At 37.6% G+C, this 18,910-nt stretch carries 23 protein-coding genes; 9 read left to right on the plus strand and 14 right to left on the minus strand.

Features of this window, described 5'->3' with window-relative positions; genetic code table 11:
- Window positions 1-125: 125 nt before the first annotated feature.
- Together BV60_RS21475 and BV60_RS22895 are read left to right on the plus strand one after the other, a co-directional pair.
- Window positions 126-479, plus strand: a complete 354-nt coding sequence (locus BV60_RS21475; RefSeq protein WP_051656396.1) for a hypothetical protein — start codon at window positions 126-128, stop codon at window positions 477-479.
- A gap of 103 nt (window positions 480-582) precedes the next feature.
- Window positions 583-768, plus strand: coding sequence for a hypothetical protein (locus BV60_RS22895; protein ID WP_156035892.1), 186 nt, complete (start codon window positions 583-585; stop codon window positions 766-768).
- A 22-nt stretch (window positions 769-790) separates the two neighbouring features.
- Here the strand turns inward: BV60_RS22895 and BV60_RS0100380 are convergent, their stop codons facing one another.
- Genes BV60_RS0100380 through BV60_RS0100395 form a run of 4 tightly spaced genes read right to left on the minus strand, consistent with a single transcriptional unit; the run spans window position 791 to window position 3,041 of the window.
- On the minus strand, window positions 791-1,324 hold the full coding sequence (locus BV60_RS0100380; RefSeq protein WP_029318856.1) for a DUF308 domain-containing protein: 534 nt from the start codon (window positions 1,322-1,324) through the stop codon (window positions 791-793).
- On the minus strand, window positions 1,317-2,489 hold the full coding sequence (locus BV60_RS0100385) for a DUF6765 family protein (RefSeq protein ID WP_029318857.1): 1,173 nt from the start codon (window positions 2,487-2,489) through the stop codon (window positions 1,317-1,319). Before BV60_RS0100385 ends, BV60_RS0100380 begins: the two co-directional genes overlap by 8 nt.
- Complete coding sequence (locus BV60_RS23375) at window positions 2,479-2,727, minus strand: hypothetical protein (RefSeq protein WP_029318858.1); 249 nt, start codon at window positions 2,725-2,727, stop codon at window positions 2,479-2,481. Before BV60_RS23375 ends, BV60_RS0100385 begins: the two co-directional genes overlap by 11 nt.
- The gene (locus BV60_RS0100395; RefSeq protein ID WP_029318859.1) at window positions 2,724-3,041 is read right to left on the minus strand and encodes a hypothetical protein; all 318 of its coding nucleotides are present in this window, start codon (window positions 3,039-3,041) and stop codon (window positions 2,724-2,726) included. The genes BV60_RS23375 and BV60_RS0100395 overlap by 4 nt, the downstream gene beginning before the upstream one ends.
- Window positions 3,042-3,356: 315 nt before the next feature.
- Here BV60_RS0100395 and BV60_RS0100400 point away from each other — a divergent pair, with 315 nt between their 5' ends.
- Together BV60_RS0100400 and BV60_RS0100405 are read left to right on the plus strand one after the other, a co-directional pair.
- Window positions 3,357-3,728, plus strand: a complete 372-nt coding sequence (locus BV60_RS0100400) for a hypothetical protein (protein ID WP_029318860.1) — start codon at window positions 3,357-3,359, stop codon at window positions 3,726-3,728.
- Between the two features lie 51 nt (window positions 3,729-3,779).
- Window positions 3,780-4,628 carry a CPBP family intramembrane glutamic endopeptidase gene (locus BV60_RS0100405; RefSeq protein WP_029318861.1) on the plus strand — a complete coding sequence of 283 codons (849 nt, stop codon included), beginning with the start codon at window positions 3,780-3,782 and terminating at the stop codon, window positions 4,626-4,628.
- A 46-nt stretch (window positions 4,629-4,674) separates the two neighbouring features.
- Here the strand turns inward: BV60_RS0100405 and BV60_RS23380 are convergent, their stop codons facing one another.
- Entirely contained in the window at window positions 4,675-5,601 is a 927-nt protein-coding gene (locus tag BV60_RS23380; protein WP_197029464.1) for a CPBP family intramembrane glutamic endopeptidase, read from the minus strand.
- Between the two features lie 404 nt (window positions 5,602-6,005).
- Between BV60_RS23380 and BV60_RS22900 the strand changes: the two genes are divergently transcribed.
- The 5 genes from BV60_RS22900 (at window position 6,006) to BV60_RS0100435 (ending at window position 10,387) form a co-directional block, all read left to right on the plus strand.
- Complete coding sequence (locus BV60_RS22900; protein ID WP_156035893.1) at window positions 6,006-6,209, plus strand: hypothetical protein; 204 nt, start codon at window positions 6,006-6,008, stop codon at window positions 6,207-6,209.
- Window positions 6,206-6,946 carry an ATP-binding protein gene (locus tag BV60_RS0100420; protein ID WP_029318863.1) on the plus strand — a complete coding sequence of 247 codons (741 nt, stop codon included), beginning with the start codon at window positions 6,206-6,208 and terminating at the stop codon, window positions 6,944-6,946. The genes BV60_RS22900 and BV60_RS0100420 overlap by 4 nt, the downstream gene beginning before the upstream one ends.
- Before the next feature lie 155 nt (window positions 6,947-7,101).
- Window positions 7,102-8,334: a tyrosine-type recombinase/integrase gene (locus BV60_RS21480; protein ID WP_051656397.1), complete on the plus strand. Its 1,233-nt coding sequence runs from the start codon at window positions 7,102-7,104 to the stop codon at window positions 8,332-8,334.
- Window positions 8,331-9,350 (plus strand): tyrosine-type recombinase/integrase, encoded by a 1,020-nt coding sequence (locus tag BV60_RS0100430; protein ID WP_051656398.1) that lies wholly within the window; start codon window positions 8,331-8,333, stop codon window positions 9,348-9,350. The genes BV60_RS21480 and BV60_RS0100430 overlap by 4 nt, the downstream gene beginning before the upstream one ends.
- Window positions 9,347-10,387, plus strand: a complete 1,041-nt coding sequence (locus BV60_RS0100435; protein ID WP_029318866.1) for a tyrosine-type recombinase/integrase — start codon at window positions 9,347-9,349, stop codon at window positions 10,385-10,387. Before BV60_RS0100430 ends, BV60_RS0100435 begins: the two co-directional genes overlap by 4 nt.
- 66 nt (window positions 10,388-10,453) lie before the next feature.
- On the opposite strand, the gene BV60_RS0100440 is transcribed toward BV60_RS0100435, so the two are convergent.
- The 9 genes from BV60_RS0100440 to BV60_RS0100480 all read right to left on the minus strand — a co-directional run bounded on the left by BV60_RS0100440 (window position 10,454) and on the right by BV60_RS0100480 (window position 18,888).
- Complete coding sequence (locus BV60_RS0100440) at window positions 10,454-10,696, minus strand: hypothetical protein (protein WP_029318867.1); 243 nt, start codon at window positions 10,694-10,696, stop codon at window positions 10,454-10,456.
- 3 nt (window positions 10,697-10,699) lie between these two features.
- Window positions 10,700-11,044, minus strand: coding sequence for a 5-methylcytosine restriction system specificity protein McrC (locus BV60_RS0100445; protein ID WP_330376168.1), 345 nt, complete (start codon window positions 11,042-11,044; stop codon window positions 10,700-10,702).
- A 94-nt stretch (window positions 11,045-11,138) separates the two neighbouring features.
- Window positions 11,139-11,891, minus strand: a complete 753-nt coding sequence (locus tag BV60_RS0100450; RefSeq protein ID WP_051656400.1) for an alpha/beta hydrolase family protein — start codon at window positions 11,889-11,891, stop codon at window positions 11,139-11,141.
- Between the two features lie 13 nt (window positions 11,892-11,904).
- Complete coding sequence (locus BV60_RS0100455) at window positions 11,905-12,312, minus strand: DUF3237 family protein (RefSeq protein WP_029318870.1); 408 nt, start codon at window positions 12,310-12,312, stop codon at window positions 11,905-11,907.
- Window positions 12,313-12,317: 5 nt separating this feature from the next.
- Window positions 12,318-13,151 carry a carbohydrate ABC transporter permease gene (locus BV60_RS0100460; protein ID WP_026659933.1) on the minus strand — a complete coding sequence of 278 codons (834 nt, stop codon included), beginning with the start codon at window positions 13,149-13,151 and terminating at the stop codon, window positions 12,318-12,320.
- Complete coding sequence (locus BV60_RS0100465) at window positions 13,148-14,104, minus strand: carbohydrate ABC transporter permease (protein WP_051656401.1); 957 nt, start codon at window positions 14,102-14,104, stop codon at window positions 13,148-13,150. The genes BV60_RS0100460 and BV60_RS0100465 overlap by 4 nt, the downstream gene beginning before the upstream one ends.
- A gap of 57 nt (window positions 14,105-14,161) precedes the next feature.
- Complete coding sequence (locus BV60_RS0100470; RefSeq protein ID WP_081846510.1) at window positions 14,162-15,502, minus strand: ABC transporter substrate-binding protein; 1,341 nt, start codon at window positions 15,500-15,502, stop codon at window positions 14,162-14,164.
- A gap of 130 nt (window positions 15,503-15,632) precedes the next feature.
- Complete coding sequence (locus BV60_RS0100475; protein ID WP_029318872.1) at window positions 15,633-17,207, minus strand: response regulator transcription factor; 1,575 nt, start codon at window positions 17,205-17,207, stop codon at window positions 15,633-15,635.
- The gene (locus BV60_RS0100480; RefSeq protein ID WP_029318873.1) at window positions 17,200-18,888 is read right to left on the minus strand and encodes a sensor histidine kinase; all 1,689 of its coding nucleotides are present in this window, start codon (window positions 18,886-18,888) and stop codon (window positions 17,200-17,202) included. The genes BV60_RS0100475 and BV60_RS0100480 overlap by 8 nt, the downstream gene beginning before the upstream one ends.
- Window positions 18,889-18,910 lie beyond the last annotated feature (22 nt).

Consider the following 18,910-nt stretch of genomic DNA (forward strand, 5'->3'; position numbering starts at 1 on the left):
GTTATGTTATTGTGCTTTCCTTCAGATATCTTTCTTCCGCGATATAGGGCAAAAGATTCGTCACATTTGCAGACAAACCTGGCATTAAAGATCAGAATTTACTTGATTCAGCTGAAGCGGACTATGTGGTTTTTCGGCTGAAGGAAGTGGCTCAGAATAAACTTGATGGAGACTATCATACAGAGTATTTCTTTAAGATGCATGAATATATCTTCCAAGATCTCTTTGAATGGGCAGGGCAGCCTCGCAATATTTCAATATATAAGGAAGAGGATGTCATTGGTGGACAGTCCATTGAATATTCGGATCCTTTTGATATTGTGAATGATGTTCATCATGTTCTATCAGACATAGCGATGGCTTCTGGTTATTGTAGTGTGCGCCTAGCGGCGTACGTTTCTAACGGGTTCAAGTCCCGTATGCTCCATAAGAGAAATGGCATAAAAACAGTAGTTACAGTTTCACACGGGATTATTTAAGAATTTAACCCTCTATGTCCACACAGAAAGCTGTGAGCATCGAGGGTTATTGTATTTATCACTGTCATATGTGGCATAACCGATTACAGCAGAAATAGCCTTTTTGAAACGGCTAATTATTGAATTGTTGCCACTACTCAAGGTTCATCATTGTGGCGGCATAGATAAATTCAAAAATTCAACCAATATGGATATGTCTAAGGATACATTAGTTGAGTGGGAGCATTTGTATACATTCCTTCCGGAATTATATGCAGAATATAAAGACCAGCCCCTTGATGCAGACTAAGTATGCTTTTGCGATTGCTTTATTACTGAATATACACGACAGCAGTTTTTCTAAATGCAGATATTATTCTGATGATAGACCTGTAAATAAGTCCAAAGCAGTATACATAAACTACAACAGAAGTGGACCTGACAAATATTATGCAAAAAAATGCCAGCGCAAGATTGAGAATACCATGGCTGATGGATAGTCTCCAGGAGGCACTGTGCATTTTTTTGGCATCAAGCCCTCTTAAGATTGTTACAGCTGCGCTAAATCCATTGATGACGACAAGGTACAACACCAGATACAGTTTTGGAATGTCCGAGAGTGACAATGTGAAAAGACCAAAATCAAACACTATCAGGCCATAAAAAAGGATTCCTTTTCCGCCTACCATATGTCTCGCCATTGTAAAATAGTAGGTGAGGTATTTAAGTCCCATGGCGACAAGAGCAATACTGAGGATTAAAGCCATAGTAATCAGACCGTCATCCGGCTCAACTATCATATATATGCTGGCAAGAATAGTTACGATAGCCACAAATATACTTCTAATCTTTTGCATTCTAGTCATGCTTTTCACCTCCGGAAGTAGCAACATCTACCAGCTTTTTGAAATCTTTTATACCCACAAAACCATTCTCTGCAAAATCTGCAGAAAAGCCAGCCAGCATGTTGCCTGATTTATAAATCTTATTGGTGACCATGCTCTTTTGTCTTAACGCAGCCACAAAAAATCTACCAAGAATAGTATTGTCTTTAGCTTCTTTTCTGGCTGCCAAGTACTCATCTTTATATCTGTAGACATCAAAATCATCAATTATATTGCCGGTAATTTTTTCACCTAAAGCTTTCCAGTCAGCGCAGGAGTCAATCTGCCGTTTATTTATGATTTCTTTTATTTGAGCTTCATAAGGACTAACAATTTCAAAGTCGTAAGTATCTTTGTCAAAAGAGCTGATATTCCCCCTTAAATACCTCATGGCATAAACCATCTGACAAAAGGCATGATAATAGTCAGATGGATTGTCTTTTACAATCTCCGTAAAATCCCCCCATGCAGGCAAATACTTATATTTGATAAAGCTATAATCCGGAAGATGCCCGGCTCTCCCGTGTCCCAGATTCATTATGGAATTCTCACTGGTCTGGAAAAGACTGTTAGTATATATGCTTCTGTTAAGATCATCCGGAGTTGACGTACTGTGCCGAAATGTTATTTTCTTTTCAAATTCTCCGGCATCACCGCTAAAAATCTCATAGAAATAATAGTCGGTATTATTGATGACAAGAGAAGGTGTCCCTGCAAAATTGCGGTGTGCCCAGGTATCAGCCAAAACGTGCATGGCTAGCCCTACTGACTCAAGAGACTTTCCTTTTGCAAGCTTTACAGTCTCCACCAACAGATCGCCATTTGGACCGCAGATAAGACGATATTTGTTTCTATATCCTCTAGTACACCATTTTTTTTCAGCATAAAGATCCTGAGGCAAAAAATGGAAGCTAGACCATATCCTAGTTATATCCTGAAGCCCCAGAAGGTCTGCACGAGCATTTATCAGCTCTACCTGTGACTGAGTTGTAGCTGCGGACAAAGGGGCTTTGATGCTTGTTAAAAAAGTTCTTGTACAACAATCAACAAATTGCGCAGAATACGCTATTTCACTGCTTTCTTCATGAGAATATCCTGCAATAATTGCTGCCAGGTAGGTAGCATAATAGTGAAAATCAATGTTCATGGGCTGCCTCCTGTTTACTGATCATATTGGAAAGAATTCGGGATCTGATTGCGGAAAAAAACAGTGCCAGCAATACTCCTGCAGATGACAAATCCAAAAGAAACTCTGCAATCTGATCAATAGAATTGTTAATGTCATCTGTTAAACTAGCCTCATTAAAAGTTAAATCTCTGATTGAAAGAATCCCCAAATAGTAGGAATATATATATAAGAAGCCTGCTAAAAGTGCGATTATCAAATAAAGATATCTTTTTTCCCTTTTTTAGCCTCTGCATTTGCACATTTGCCAACGTATAGACTAATAGAAAAAACCAATACCAAAAAAGCTAAAATTATGAGGTACGTTATAAATGCTACTGCTTTAAGACTTACTTCTTCCTCTGAAACTCCTGAATTAGTATAGATATTGCTGATCATTTCTGCGATATAGTTCCTATTCGCGAAAAACGTCATTATGGCTTTTATAACTGACCATAACCCAAGGCCAATAGCGCCGGTCCCACATAGAGAAAGACTATTTAAGCTACGTCTACGTTCTCTTTGTAAATCCATTTCAACTCTCCTGTATGTACATCTTTTAACGTTATTATATCAAACATTGCATTCAGGTATCCTATATCCCCGGCGCTTTATTTTTTTTTAATTGTTGGCAGAGGACATATGATGCAATCTGAGTCCATAGATATGTTTCCCCAGATAGGTATACGTATTAAAAAAAAATAAATTTTCTCTATTAAATGTCAAAATATTACTTTTTTATCGGATAATTAATGTGTACGAATTATTTACAGCAATGGAGGAAAACATATGTAGTTAATAATTGCTTTATTCTCAAATATTCCCCTTCTACTGATAGGTTGGATACTCATGTCCATTGGGTACTTCCTGGTGCTCAAAAAGGCAGGTTTAAAGAAATGGACAGCTGTGGTGCCATTTCTTGCAGAGCGGGAGCTTTCAACTGTTCTGTTTAAGAGAATGCGAACCTTCTACAGATCCTTTGCAATAGCGGCGATGGGAAAGCTGGAGGCCGGAGACACTCTGCAGTTTGTATTTGACAGATACACACAGGATGGTGAGCTAATAAGCTCTACAACAGAAGTAAGGCCTGTTGTTGTAACAGCTAGCGGCAGTCCGAAGGTTGAATTCAAAGCAATAGAGGATGGTGACTATATAATTGGCGGAGTTTTAACTGATGTATATCAGAGAAAGATGACTTCAAAGATAGTAAACGTGCAGTAAAAAGTTAGGATATTTAAAATAATATAACAATGTGTAAGGAGAGTCTCAAGCATGGAAAGACAAAAGAAGATCATTAATCACAAAATTTTTAATGAACACTGGTTTATTGGATCCATATTGCTTATTATCTGGGGGTACCTTTTTACATACTTTATCTCAGTTATAGTGGCGGTAATTTTGGGAAATGTGATTCCGCTTCCGAAAGAAGAGATCATGTATATAGGGATGATACTTGGAGCATTATTGACTTTACTTGTTCATAAAAGGTGGTTTTATCCTGAGTATGAGGGTTCCCTAAAGACAAAAGATCTTAAAAGATGGTTAATTACAGGCTTAATTATCCTTGTTATCGTGCTGCTTCCTGATATTATTACTTCGCTTATTCTAAAAACTAATTTGGGAGCACCGACTCTTCACTCTGTACTAATGGCAGGTGTTGCAGGAACTGTTGAAGAGACCGTTTTCAGAGGACTTCCTGTGTCATATCTGATGAGGCAAAATAAAAAGAAGTCACATATAATATGGATAGCAATAGTGACTTCTTTGATATTTGGATCAGTTCATGGTTTCAATTTTTTTGCCGGTGCTACACTTCTGGCGGCGCTTTTACAGGTTATTTCAACCAGTGCAGCAGGATTTTTGCTCTGTGCACTATTTATCAGGAGCGGAAGTTTACTTCCTTCAATGCTCATGCATACAATAAATGATGTTTATGCTTTTATGAATTTGGATCTGGTTTCTGAAGCTGGAGTAATGGAAGGCACTTTAAAAACCTCTGATATAGTTCTCAATATGATTCTATCTGTTTTACAGATCATTATTGCGATATATCTTTTACATCCATCGGCATGGGATGAAATTATGGAAACCTGGAACCGGAAATGGGGTAAAGAGAATTAAATCGTGATAAATATAATGCGCCGAACGAAAGTTCGGCGCATTGCTTTTAATTCCAGATTTCAGTTGGCTTTTTATTATTTTTGCTTCCCCATAGATAAACTATTATACAACTTACTATTATAAGTGCTATAGCTAGTATTGTAGCTTCAACACCAAATCCTACGTCATATGCAAAACTATCCATGGCTGTAGATGCATCTAGTTTAAAGATTGAAACTGGCGATACGTTACCACTGTTTGGAAGTCCAAATATAATGTTCTGGGTGAAATTCCAGGCTGCGTGTGCTGCCATCGGCATCCATATTGAATCGCAATAATAAACCATAAGTGTATAGAGAAGTCCGGCAAAAAAGATACTAGGAAGAGCAAGTGGAGACAATCCCGGATTAGCTGCATGCACCAGTGAAAACAGCAGAGCATTTCCTACAACCGCTATAGCAGGATTTTTATATCCTCTTCTTAGTCTCTGATACAGAAAGCCCCTGCAAAGTAATTCTTCTGCGCTGGACTGAATAAATATAACTATAAAAAGTGGTATTACCTGCAATAGATTTAATGAATCAAAATAAATATGGATATCTTTATGCAGCAAAGCCACCATAATGCAAAATGCATTTTGAGCAAAACCAATTAAAAGACCTAAAAGCAGGTATTTCACTGTATTCCCTTTGCAAAAAGGTGTTAAAGCCTTAATTATTGGTCTGTTTTTTGGGGTAAAGTAGCAATAAAGTAAAGCTATAATCCAAACTCCCAGGAAGGTGAAATATTGTTGAAATATTGTTAGAAAATCGACATTGTTATCGTTGATAATCGGTTTCATTAATATATTAGAGATTACGAGAACTCCCGTCTGCCCGACAAGCATCATCACAAGTGTCACTATAAGCGGAATAAGAAAGAAATCATTCCATTTATACTGATCCGTGTGCAGGTTCTTGAAAAAGTTTTTCTGTTCGTTGCTTCTTTCTGCCATATTAAGATCCTCTCTTCAAGTGAATCATTTCTACATAAATAATTGTAGCACATAATACCGTTAAAAATAAAAGGTTTTTCCGCCTAGATAAACGCGATTAAACTTTTAAGGTTACTGTTCATAGGTTAGCTTGAGATAAGAATACCGGTGATCTAGACTGAAATCAGTCAGACCACCGGTATGTCATATCGTGATCATGGACCAGTATACCCTGATAATGCTCTTTCAGAATCATTTAAGGCTGGGTTAAGGTTACGATAATATCCTGTACTTATCAGGAAGAGAAAACCTGATAACCCCACACAAACTTTTTCATTTTCATAACACAATAGGCTGACAGTCGGAATAGCTGGGTAGCCTTCCTCCCTAAGATCCAGCCCGGCAATGCCTGGCTTTTATTTATTATGTTTCAGATCAGGAACATACTCTACGCGGATATGCTTTGGCAATTCCAGAAGCATGATAATGAGCTTTGTAGTCATAAGTCGATACTGGCAGCCAATCAAGACAAGGTATACATGGAATCCAAGAAAAGTAAAGGTCCTGATGATTCATTGGGATATTTAAGGGGAAGCAACTATTACGAAGATGGGGGAATTGAAGAATGATAAACGAAGAAACACGAAGAAAACTTAAGGAGCTTAACATCAGCGAATTAGCAGTTGCACTTGAACAGCAGCAAAAAGATCCTCTTTCAGCAAAACTCTCTTTCGATGAGCGCTTTCTGAGACTTGTCGATTATCTTTACCAGGAGAAGTATAATTGTAAGATACAGAGGCTTATAAAGACAGCCAAGTTCAGATTTCCTCAAGCTGACAGGCAGTCACTGTACTTTGATGGCAGAACACTTAATCATGAAGCTGTTACTGAGCTGATGACATGTCAGTACGTTCATTCCAAACATAGTATTGTACTTCAAGGCTATACTGGGTCAGGTAAGACATTTCTGGCATGTGCACTCGGAAAGGAAGCTTGCCGTCAACAGATAAAGACCAGATACATAAGACTTCCAGATCTATTGATGGAGTATGGTGATACTGTTCTTATTCCAGGACAAGAGAAACGTATTCTTAATAAGTATGCAAAAGTACCGCTCCTGATACTGGATGAGTGGCTTATGGCAGATATATCCAAAGAGGAACTCCACTTTCTCTTTGAGCTTATGGAAAGACGCTCAGATTCCTCATCCACTATCTTTTGTACGCAGTATTCTAAAAAAGACTGGATCAAAAAGCTGGGTGAAGGAGTCTATGCGGAGGCGATAGTAGACAGATTTGCTTATACAACAACCTGGGTAGAAACAGGAAAAACAAACATGCGCAGATACTGCAGTAAACGCGAATAATCTGCCAAGTGGGGCTGAATTGCGAACCGGTGGTTCGCAATAAAAAAACGATGGTGCTGAGCGATGCTCAGCACCGGTGCCCTTGGCACGAAATAATCACCAAACTATATAATAAAGTAATCAACTATAGCTTTATTTTACAGAAAGGAGGTCCTATGGATATTCTTAATTGTCAAACGTTCCTTTCAGACTTGGGAGAAATCCTTTTACATCGAAAAGAAGAACTCAAATGCTCTGCGTCAACCATTCGGATGTGCAAATACCACTTAAATCGTTTACAAATATTCATGAACATCAATGGCTTTGAGTTTTATACTCCCGATATTGGTGTTTTATTTCTTACTTCTTTGAAGTGTAGAAAAGGTTCACAGCAAAAAAAAGCTGAATATGTGGCGCTTATTACGCAACTTAATGACTGTCTGATATATGGGTATTTTAAATCTTATCATTGTCGTAAGATTATCGTTAGTACCCCAACGCAATATGTAGATTTAGAAAATCAATACCTAAAATGGTGTGAAGAAAAAGGGAATGTCCCATCTACAATCAAGAATAAGAAAAGTGCTTTTTCCAAATGGTTCTGTCTTCTTGAATCGGTTGGATGCAGTTCCTTAACGGAAATCAATCCCGGCCACGTAACAGGGGCAGTGCTTAAAGAACATTATACTGGAAATTATGGTTATATTCGTGAAATACTCAAATATTTGGCTCAAAATGATCTTGTAAAAGATGATTTATCTATACTTATACCAAAGCAAAAGCGGGAGTATCATCTTCCTACCACATATGATAAAGATGAACGTAAGCGTCTTGAAATGGCTCCAGATAGAACTACTTCTATTGGAAAACGCGATTATGCCATTATTCTTCTTGCCAATAGACTTGGTATCCGTTGTATAGATATTTGTCACCTGACTTTTGACAACCTAAATCTTGACGATAGTATTATCACATTTGAAATGGCAAAAACGAAGGAACCCTACGAAATCTATTTATTGGATGATGTTAAATCTGCAATTATTGACTATATCGAAAATGGAAGACCTGCAATAGATGATAAACACATATTTACTATGCACCGTTCACCTTATGCTCCCATTAGCAGAAACACAATTTACGGTATAGTTTCAAAGGTATTTAGGCAGACGGGGATTGATACCTCCAACAAAAAGCATGGCGCTCATTCTTTGAGATCTTCGCTTGCAACTGACATGGTAAATACTGGTGAAACCTATGAACAAACAAGAAAAGTTCTCGGTCATAGGGATCCAAATGCCATCAGGCATTATGCGCGGCTTGACAGAAAAAAGTTACGATTGTGTGCTTTAGAAGTAAGAGAACCCTCCGGTTATTTTGAGCGCTTTCTCAACGGGGAGGTGAAGTTATGAAACAGCATGTATTTAAGAGTAACATTGGTCTGTATATACCACAGTTTATGGAATACAGCAAGCCACAATTATCGGAAAGCTCTTATGAACGAAGGTATTCCCAACTTGCATTATTTGACGAGTTTTTATTTAATACCAATTTTAAGGACAAAGACATAGATGAATACATAGTGAATAAATGGATTCATTCATTGACTCCATTGTCAGATAAAACAATAATGACTTATACCGTTTCAATCAGAAAGTTCCTCGAATATCTCAATGCAATGGGGGTTGCAGCTTGTTACCTTCCTCCGGTAAGAAAGGTTTCTGATAATTATGTCGCCCACATTTTTTCTGAAAATGAACTGGATACTATCTATTCTTTTATAGATGATTATCCATGTGGGAAATGCAATGGACTACCTTACATAAAAGTCGAGCTACCAATGGTTTTAAGAATACTTGAAAGCTGCGGAACAAGGTTGAATGAAACACTTTCATTGCAGATGAAGAATGTAGATTTAAAACATGGCACACTGACAATAGTGCATGCAAAGAAACATAAGGAACGAATTGTTCCAATGGCGGAATCGCTCGCCACAATCCTTGAACGCTATTGCATGGGATTGGGAATAATCCATAATCCAGATGCATATATTTTTCCCAGAAAGGACTTTTCGGCTCATCTTGGAAAAAACGATATTTATTATAGGTTTTCAAACATTCTTAAATGGAATAAGCTTGTTGAAAGTAACAAGAAAAAGTTCTCCCGTGGGATTTGTCCTCATTGTTTAAGACACAGCTTTGCGCTAAGGTCATTAAAAAAACTGGAATCAATGGGAATACACCTCAACGACGCTATACCGTACCTCTCTATTTTTTTGGGACATGAACGCTTTCAGGAAACCGAAAAATATTTGAAATTTAGTGCTGAGATGTTTCCAGATGAACTTGGCAAATTTGATGAAGCTTCTATATCCATTTTTCCTGATGACAGCATATGGGCTGATTTCTACGAGGAGGTGATTGAATGAACAAGCAAACCACTTTCCTCGAAATGCTTGAGTTCTGGCTATCAGGTTATCTTCCGGACGAAGAGGGCAAGCGCTTCAATACCATTAAGTTCTATCGCGATAGTTGGAGACTAATGATCCAGTTTATGTATGAACAGAAATCCATCCCTGCAGATAAGATTACTTTTTCGTCACTTGATTATGAGATGATTTCTGATTTTTTGCAATGGTTACAAAAAGAGCGTAGAGTATGTGCATCAACAAGAAATACAAGATTGGCAGCCATAACAAAATTTTCTGAATATGCCCAGAATAGAAATTTTAGTGCAGCATCTTGTTTCCGTTCAGCATGTATTAAATTTCCCTACAAAAAGTTATGTGATGCTAAGGAACGATCATACTTTACTCAGGAGGAGACTCAAAAAATTCTTGCACTCCCAGATGTCAAGGATCAAACAGGTTACAGAGACCAAGTTATTCTTTCTGTAATGTATGCAAGCGGAATGAGAGCAGATGAATTATGCAACTTGACTGTAGGAGATATAAATTTTCCTGAGGATGGCAGGGCTTCCATTCTTATACATGGCAAAGGTGGAAAAAGTCGGAGGATAAAGATTTCCACAGTACCGTCTGGCATGCTAAAAAAATACATTGCACATCGAAAAATATCAAACCGGCCTGACAGACATGTGTTTTCTACACAGCGAAATGAGCAGATGAGCGTGAGTGCCCTTGAAGAAATATTCTCCAAATATGTGTCACGTGCCAAAGAACAAAACGATGGCCTCTTTCTGGAAAAGAATTATACGCCTCACTCAATGAGACATACAACTGCTGTCCACATGGTAGAAGCAGGCATACCGCTTATTGTTATAAAACAGTTTCTTGGTCACAGCAGTCTGACTTCGACCGAGGTGTACGCAAAACTAAGCCAGTCTAAAGTGAACGAGAGGCTTAAGGACTGGGATGAAAAATACTGGAATGATATCTTAATTGACTCATTAAATAAAGAATCCGTCGATCAAAGCAAGACTAATATTCCGGATTTTTTGAAATAGTCGACTTTTTTATTTAGAATTAATCTTGGAGATAGGCTTAATACAATGGTATTTTGGCCTATCTCCTCAGATAAATAAACTCCTTGGATAATCTATCTTACGTTTGTGCATGTCATCAAGCATTTCCTTCGTCTTGGTGAGTGTCCCTTCGTCCATGTTCTCCCAGACTTCCTGATCACCGGAATGACCAAAAAGACCTACACTGATAACAATGTTGCCTTCCAATGTAAGTCTCTTCTGTATATCCATAAATTCATTTTTAAAACGTGTACTTCCGCATAAAGTAACAACCGGATATTTTCCAACCATAAATCACACCGCCTCTTCAAAATAATCTTCTACTATCTGTTCCAGCTGAGCTGATATTTCTGCAAATGGCAAATTAAGATCTAATGTCCCTACAGCTATCTTATTCCCACCCATCGAGAACTGATTAACCGGCTGAAATTCTTCACCTGTCTTTGCATATAACAGCATACCTGATACATTACCAGTTTGATCCTTATCCCAGTTTTTAACATAGGTAAAAATCTGATATAGGTTTGCATTTCTATACGACTGAACATCAAAATTAGACTGCATCTGCTGACCATAATACTTTGCATCTATGATCAGTACTCTTCCATCTTTGGACTTAAGGGTGATATCAGTAAGTATTTTTTACAAATAGGATTAAAACCTACAAAAAAGGAAATCAATCATACTGATTGATCTCCCGTAAAAACTACAATGCTTTAATTCTCTCTCTTTCTCAATTTTTATCAAATAAATCAATGATATCCTTCATAGCCTGCCTACATCCTTCATGTGTAAAGCCATGTGCTTCTCCATTCAGAATGACCAGTTTTGCATCCATGTATTTTTCTTTCGCATTGCGAATTGCCTCCATTGGTACCAGCTCATCCTTATCGCCATATATGATAAGTAATGGATTTGTATACTTTCCAATGTGATCAAATACATTATAATTTCTTATTGCTTCAAAATAACATTTACCAAGAGTCATATCCATAAGCTCCGTAACCTCTGGAATACCGTCAGCATCAGGATAGTTTTTACGCCAATCATCCGGGATATTAAATGCCGGATAATATAAGGCTGCTGCATTTACCGCATTCTGCAATTCTTCCAAGGCGAGTGCGCTTACAAAACCGCCCTGGCTTCCGCCAAAAAGGAACAGCTTCTTCCCAGAGACTTTTTCATTGGAGGAAATATCCTTAAATACCGCCAGCAGATCATCTTTCTCGGTAAATACAGTCATTTCTGTCGTCTTAAGACCGATGCTTTTTGTTCTAACAGATCCACCACTAAAATCAAAAGCATACGCAAGATAACCGTTTTCGGCAAATGTTGTACATTCATATTCAAAGTCATCGTGAATGCCATTATATCCATGACTTAGAATAACGGCACCCTTTATATCTTTATCTTTAGGGAAAAACCATTTGCCATAGATATTTCTTTCCCCATTATGAACAATATGTTCTTCTTTTATTATATCCATTTTAATCCTCTGTTTATTCCCTATATATTCGTATCTCTATTTCTATTTCAGATTTTCCATATATTTTTCCGATATACACATCCTCTTCCAGCCATTTAAGCAAAGGGCTGTCTGTAATAAACCTTGGCTTTGTAATAATCTCATTATCTCCGTTTACAGATCCGTTGTTTTCCACAAAGATATTGCAAGTATCACCCTTTGCATCAATGCCTCTTATGATATATCTTGCTGAAAGGTTTTTTCTTCCTTCACCACTCACAATCTGAGTATCAACTCCTCCCGGCAATATTTCCCCATGGAAAAAATTCGAATCCATTCTTCCATGAAAAAGTATCATGCAAGCGCTTGCATGCCCACCTCTAACTTCATTGATTTCATCAAGCGTGACATCTATCTTAAAAAGGTAATTCTTTTCTACCATTTTCATCAACTCTTGACTGCACCCGCAGTCATTCCTTCAACAATGTATTTCTGTGCCAAAAAATATACTACCACTGTAGGTATCATAGCAAGTATAGCTCCAGCAAAGGCAACACTCACATTTGATGAATACTCTCCAAAGAAAGTATATTGCATCATCGGAATGGTTCTTACTTCCTTCTTTTGGCATATTATCATGGACATGCCAAAATCATTCCAGGAGTTCAAGAAAGATAATACAAAAACTGTCATATTTATCGGTTTCAAAAGCGGAAATACAACTTTAAAGAACGTCTGATACTTATTACATCCGTCAAGCATTGCTGCTTCTTCGAGCGAAATAGGTATGCCTTTAACAAACCCTGCATAAAGAAACACCACATATCCAACATTCATTCCCACCTGCGTAAGCACAAGCCCCCAAAGAGTATTAAGTGCATGAATAGCATTAAGCTCTCTATATAATGGAAACATAAGAGTTTGAAATGGTATAAGAATAACAAATTGAAAAATATAGTAAAAAGCGTCGTAAAATTTGTTCTTTTTTCTTACTATAATATAGGCACATGTCGATGACACAACCATTACAGTAAATACCATGAACGCTGCGACTATAATGCTGTTTCTAAATGCTGTAAAGTAGTTAGGAACTTGGATAGCCTCTAAAAAATTCTTTAAATATATCGATGTAGGGAATGCGAGCTTCGTTCTGGCAAACTCAGTTCTTGACTTAAAAGCATAACAAAAAGCCACATAAAACGGTGCCAATATGGTTATCGAGATAATGGTCAGAACCAGACCTCTCATCATATCCATCCCAAATCTGTTATTTTTCGTCATAGATCAATTTCCCTCTTTCTTAGCTGCTTTGTTATAACTGTTGATATCACAATACAGACTACTAAATAGATCATTGCAACCGTCTGACCATAACCCACTTTGTTGTATGGGAATAAGTATTTGTAAATATAATATGTCATTGTTGTTGATGCATCACCAGGTCCACCACTGGTTGCAACCGTGGCATAATCAAACATTCTAAGCCCTCCGGCAAGCCATAGTGGTATGCAATATGTAAATGCAGGTGCCAGAAATGGTATGGTAACGTTTTTGAATCTTTCCCAGGCATTAGCCCCATCAACAACTGCTGCTTCCATAACATCTGAAGGAATTCCCTTTAGTCCGGCAAGGTATACCATCATAGCAAGTCCTGATTCCTTCCAGATACACATTCCACACAATCCAAGCATTACATATTTTTTGCTTACTAACGGATTTTCAAGTCCTATAAATGAAAAGAAGTCATTATATACATACATCCACATTTGTGATACAAGAACAAGACTTATAACAAGGGGGATAAATATAATACTCTTAAAGATGTTCAATCCTTTGAGCTCTTTGTTAACTAAAAGTGCAAGCCCCAGTCCTATAAGGTTAACGCACACAACCGTTATAACTGTGAAAATGGCTGTGTTTTTTATTGGAACCAAAAGGTCTTTATCATGAAAGACTGTATTAAAATTTTTAAATCCTACATACTCTTTAACCGGTGAGATCCCATCCCAACTTGTGAAAGTAAACTGTACTCCAAGTACTAAAGGAATCAGAATGACAAATAATAGAACCAAAAATGCTGGCATTAAAAAGGACAGATCCACTAATTCACTTTTTATATCCATCTTTTTATTGCCATGTCTTTTTGCTCTTAACGAGCTTTCATCCTTTTTTTGCGCAAAAAGCACCCTGGCAACGCCATCTATAGGTCCTGCCTTAATACGTTCAACATCCATTATTGTTATCTCCTAATATTAGGAGCAGCTAAGAATTTTAGCTGCTCCAACAGGTCATCATTTATTAGCTGCGGAAAACTTATTATCGAGAGTTTCACAGAACTGTTCATTAGTCATATCCGGAGTTACTGCAAACTCGAGAAGTGTCTCACCCCATGATGAGAAGTGCTGGCCTGAGAATATTGTTCCTGCAGTATAGTTACAAACTTTACCGCTAGAAATGATGTCTGCGCAATCTTTCATTGCATCAGGAACATCTGTCATCTGAACATCATTAAGAATCGTTATTTCCTGGGTTGTCGCACACCATTTAGCATTTGTCTCTGGTCTGGTCATATATTCAAAGAAAGCTTCAGCTATATCATGATTTGGAGAATCCTTAACCATCATCCAGCAATCGCCAGCCGATATCGGTATCAGATTATCTGCTGCGTTGTCTTCAGAAGGATACATAAATGCACCATAATTTCCATCAGGATTATAGTTCATAACTGCACCAATTCCCCAGGTTCCAATGATAAGCATTCCTGCCTCACCATTAGCGAACATCTGCTCTGCACGATCGGTGTTGATTGATCTCTGGTCTTCGTTTTGATATTCCATGATCTCTCGCCATTGTGTAAGTGACTTTGCAAGTTCAGGGTAGTCTGACGCTGACTTGCTTCCAGCGAGCATCTCATCTTCAAACTGAGCCATTTTTGAGTATGGTGCCCCATAGAATATTGTATAGAAATTAGCACCTACTGATATTCCGTCCTGATAACCTGCAGTACATCCAACATACCCAGCATCTTCAAGCTTTTTACAACAATCGATAAACTCTGAATAGGTAGTAGGTACTTCAAGTCCAACCTCATTGAAAATATCTTTGTTGTAAAGAACGGCATTCGCAAGTACATCGAGAGGTATTCCATATACCTTTCCATCAATTTCTACATTTTGAAGTGTGTTCTGCTGTACACGGCTTACGAATTCTTTACCAGTAAGATCTTCAATATTTCCTGCAGTTACAAACGTAGAATATGTCTTGGGCCCACCGAATACAACGTCAGGAACATCTCCAGTAGAAAACTTAAGCTTTAAAACATCCTGATAGTTTTCCAGCGTTGTAGATTCAAGGTTCACATTAACTCCAGGGTTCTCTGCTTCGAAGCCGGTCACCATTTCATCAAGAGCTGCAATCTTCTGAGGTTCAGACAGATAATGAACTATGTTTAATTCTCCAGACAATTCGCCACTTTGCGGAGCCTCAGCAGTTGCTGTCTGTGTATCTGCCACTTCAGTCACAGCCGTTCCTGCACCTTGATCAGTTGTATCAACAGGCGTGCTCCCACATCCTGCCAAAAGCATACTGCCCATTACTGTACTAAGCATTAAACTTAACAATCGTCTTTTCATCTTTGTTACCCTCCCGTGTAATTTTTGTTTACACTCCTATTAAACAATTGCTTGAACATAAAAAAAATGCCACAAAAATTACATTTTCTAGGAAGAAAACAATAGTTTTTTCAACATTTTATATCAGTTTTTAAACATACTCCTTAGGAGATACCCCTGTATATTTTTTAAATGTCTGATAAAAATATGCGTAGTTACTGTAACCAACCATCTCTGCTATCTCATATACTTTATATTGCCCGCTTTTTAATAATTTTACTGCTTCCTGAGTTCTGATCTTATTAAGACAAGTCACGAATGTCTCACCGGTTTCTTTCTTTAATATCCGACTTACATGTGTACCTGTAATTCCTATATGTTCAGACACATCCTCAAGAGTTATGTCTTCAACATAGTGCGAATGTAGGAAATCCAGAATACTACGGGCTTGTGGAGAAATAGTCTGAGCATTGGATAATTGCTTTTCTATAGTTTCAGCAAACTCTCTCATCCAGTCAAACGTGTCGCTTATACTTTCCTTTTGAGACAGCTCTTTAATGCATGCCTGTACATCCACAAATCCATCACTATTAACGGTTTTTTCATTCACAGCATAGCACATGAGCATAACTGCCTGTATCAAGTTATTTTTCATATAAGCCACATCATATGTATCGTCAGCCTTGAACTGATCTAATAATTCGTCCATCTTTTTGCTGATCTCACCATCTGATTCTTTACATGAATCATATAGTTCATGTAATGCCTTCATCTTGAAATAATCAGAATTGTTGCTTTTACTCTGAAGGCTTGCATAATGGACTATGGTCCTGTTTTCCAGGAAAAACCTCCCATTCTTTGCAAATATACATTGATCAAACAATGCCGTAATATCATCAAAACTTGATGATGCCTGGCTTAAAGTAATATAAACCTGATATCCCCGCTCTTTATTCTTATGGAGGATATCGTTTGCTATGCCTATAGCCTGTACATTATACTCTTTGGAAAATCTTGCCATTTTAAAGGAAAGCAGTAATAAATATCCTTCTTTTCTCCATGTTCCTTTTACAACAGAGCTAATACTTGCTTCAATCTCTTTTTGTGATTCTATAAAGCCTTGAAGCCATTCTTTGTCTTGAACGTTCTCCGGAGAAACCAGAACGAGCGCATAATCATGAATTCCATATTTTTCTTTGCATATCCTAAACAATCTCTCAGTTGGCTCTTTAAGGCCATTGATAGCGTCATGAAACAGTTTTTCCTCTATCTCTTCCTCTGTTTCTTTAAGTCTTGCCTTATATTTTTCTAATTCCTGATCAATCTGGTCATGATCTTCCCTTCCTGTCTTTTCCTTCAATTGATTGACTGCTTTATGCAGTACCTGCATTAACTCAAAATCATCAACCGGTTTTAAAAGATAATCCCATACTCCATATTGCATGCCTTTTCTCATGTAATCAAAATCATCATACGCAGTTACCATGATAAAAAGTGGTTTCCTATCGAATCCTGACAACCGTTCTACAATGTCCATTCCACTCTTCCCTGGCATTTTAATATCAAGCAAAGCTATATCAGGAACGAACTCATCTATCATTTCATTTGCACTATCACCGTCAGAAGCCTCTGCCACAAGTTCACAGCCTAATTCATCCCATTTGATAGATTGTTTAAGTGCTGTCCTTGCCAGTTCGTTATCATCTGCAATAAGTATCTTATACATTTGCTTCTCCCAAAGGTATTTCTATTTTTATTGTAGTACCAATTTCAGGTACTGAATCTATACTGATCACCGCATCAAAACCATACATATACTTAAGACGCTTTTTAATTGAACCGATTCCAATATGCTTCCTACCCTCTGCAGGATTAACAGTTTCGACTTCACTGTTTATAGCTTTATCTACTTCATCTTGAAACATACCACAACCATTATCAGAGACCTCAATGATCAACTTTTCCTTAGCCTCAGCATGTATTGCAATCATCGCATCTTCCTTTTTATCCTTGAAGCCATGAACTATACTGTTTTCTACAATTGGCTGCAGTATAAGCTTAGGAACTTCCATCATAAGAGTATTTTCATCACAGTCTATTTCCCAATCAACCTTGCCACCAGTAACCAGCTTTTCAAGCTTTAAGTACTGGTTTATGTAATCTATCTCTGACTTGAGTGTTACGGTTCCATCTGTATCAGTAAGACTTACTCTTAGTATTTTTGATAGAGCGCCGATAGTGTCAACTATTTCCTGTTGTCCATTTAGCTTTGCCATAGCACTCATAGACTCTAATGTATTATAAAGGAAATGCGGGTTTAGCTGGGTAACCAGAGAATGGTACTCTGCTCTTTCTTTTTGCACCTGTTTCTCAGTAACCTCTGCGACAGTATCTTTTAGTCTTTGATTTAAATCATTAAATGTTTGTACAAGGTACTCCGTTTCATCCCCGGTGATGGGGTTTATCTCTTCAACGTCTTCTCCGTTCTCTAAGCGCTTCATTCCTGCAATTAGTGTTCTTATATTTGTTGTTATATTATCAGCTACTTTAGACGCAATAACGACACTAAAAACTAGCAATACAACCTCAAACAATGTAATGATTGCAAGCAGATGATTTAAATTGGCAAGAGATTCATCACGTTCCACCAATCCGGTAAGATTCCACCTTTTTTTTGAAATAGGTGCATTCATAGTAATATACTTTTTTTGCACAGCTTTGTTGTCTGCGGGATCCTTAATCGAGTCGGTTGCATAGAGTATGACATCATTCTCATCCCTTACAATAAACGGCATGAAGTCACTCTTACACAGCGTTTCGAAATATTTGTCATCTATTTCAAGACAAAGAAAAGCTTGCTTCTGTAATGAGTCTACATCGATTACATTTTTAATCAAAAATATGCTGTCTGGTCTATCACTAAACCTTCTCCACAGCATAGTTCCGCGATTCTGAGTAGGCAGGCTCTTTATCTCATCAATTCCCTTCCACACCATAAGGTCTTTATATGCCTCGTAGGTTTCATTTCCTCCGCTCCAAAAAGCAATAGTTCCGTCTGTCCTTTCTACATAACAAGTCTTCACATCTATATCATTGCTGCCAACAAGCGCAGTAAAGGCTTTGATCTCAACGTTGCTATTGATAAGCCCGTCTTTTACCTTATTAGGATAAAACAATGCGGTATCGTTAATTTTATAAGTTATATTTTCTTCCATCTGAAGAATATTCTTAGATATGTTGACTGCCATATTGTCTATTGCCTGCTGACCATAATCGCCAATTTTATTCTCGATATCCTTTTTGTATATAAAATAAACGATGGTATCCACAAAAAGTGTGGTTATCAGAACAATAAGATAGACTGAAAGAAAGAATTTATTTTTTATAGTCTTTTTGTTGTTTCGCAATTGTATTCACCATCTTTTCATA

Source organism: Butyrivibrio sp. AE3004 (genome assembly GCF_000703165.1).
Classification (GTDB): Bacteria; Bacillota; Clostridia; order Lachnospirales; family Lachnospiraceae; genus Butyrivibrio.

Coding starts and splice junctions, on each gene's coding strand:
- BV60_RS0100430 (WP_051656398.1), top strand. CDS start 8,331: ATGAAACAGCATGTATTTAAGAGTAACATTGGTCTGTATATACCACAG.
- BV60_RS22900 (WP_156035893.1), top strand. CDS start 6,006: ATGTTTCAGATCAGGAACATACTCTACGCGGATATGCTTTGGCAATTC.
- BV60_RS0100385 (WP_029318857.1), bottom strand. CDS start 2,489: ATGAACATTGATTTTCACTATTATGCTACCTACCTGGCAGCAATTATT.
- BV60_RS0100475 (WP_029318872.1), bottom strand. CDS start 17,207: ATGTATAAGATACTTATTGCAGATGATAACGAACTGGCAAGGACAGCA.
- BV60_RS21480 (WP_051656397.1), top strand. CDS start 7,102: ATGGATATTCTTAATTGTCAAACGTTCCTTTCAGACTTGGGAGAAATC.
- BV60_RS0100400 (WP_029318860.1), top strand. CDS start 3,357: ATGTCCATTGGGTACTTCCTGGTGCTCAAAAAGGCAGGTTTAAAGAAA.
- BV60_RS0100395 (WP_029318859.1), bottom strand. CDS start 3,041: ATGGATTTACAAAGAGAACGTAGACGTAGCTTAAATAGTCTTTCTCTA.
- BV60_RS23380 (WP_197029464.1), bottom strand. CDS start 5,601: ATGGCAGAAAGAAGCAACGAACAGAAAAACTTTTTCAAGAACCTGCAC.
- BV60_RS0100455 (WP_029318870.1), bottom strand. CDS start 12,312: ATGGTAGAAAAGAATTACCTTTTTAAGATAGATGTCACGCTTGATGAA.
- BV60_RS0100435 (WP_029318866.1), top strand. CDS start 9,347: ATGAACAAGCAAACCACTTTCCTCGAAATGCTTGAGTTCTGGCTATCA.
- BV60_RS0100465 (WP_051656401.1), bottom strand. CDS start 14,104: ATGGATGTTGAACGTATTAAGGCAGGACCTATAGATGGCGTTGCCAGG.
- BV60_RS0100440 (WP_029318867.1), bottom strand. CDS start 10,696: ATGGTTGGAAAATATCCGGTTGTTACTTTATGCGGAAGTACACGTTTT.
- BV60_RS0100405 (WP_029318861.1), top strand. CDS start 3,780: ATGGAAAGACAAAAGAAGATCATTAATCACAAAATTTTTAATGAACAC.
- BV60_RS0100450 (WP_051656400.1), bottom strand. CDS start 11,891: ATGGATATAATAAAAGAAGAACATATTGTTCATAATGGGGAAAGAAAT.
- BV60_RS0100420 (WP_029318863.1), top strand. CDS start 6,206: ATGATAAACGAAGAAACACGAAGAAAACTTAAGGAGCTTAACATCAGC.
- BV60_RS0100460 (WP_026659933.1), bottom strand. CDS start 13,151: ATGACGAAAAATAACAGATTTGGGATGGATATGATGAGAGGTCTGGTT.
- BV60_RS0100470 (WP_081846510.1), bottom strand. CDS start 15,502: ATGAAAAGACGATTGTTAAGTTTAATGCTTAGTACAGTAATGGGCAGT.
- BV60_RS0100380 (WP_029318856.1), bottom strand. CDS start 1,324: ATGACTAGAATGCAAAAGATTAGAAGTATATTTGTGGCTATCGTAACT.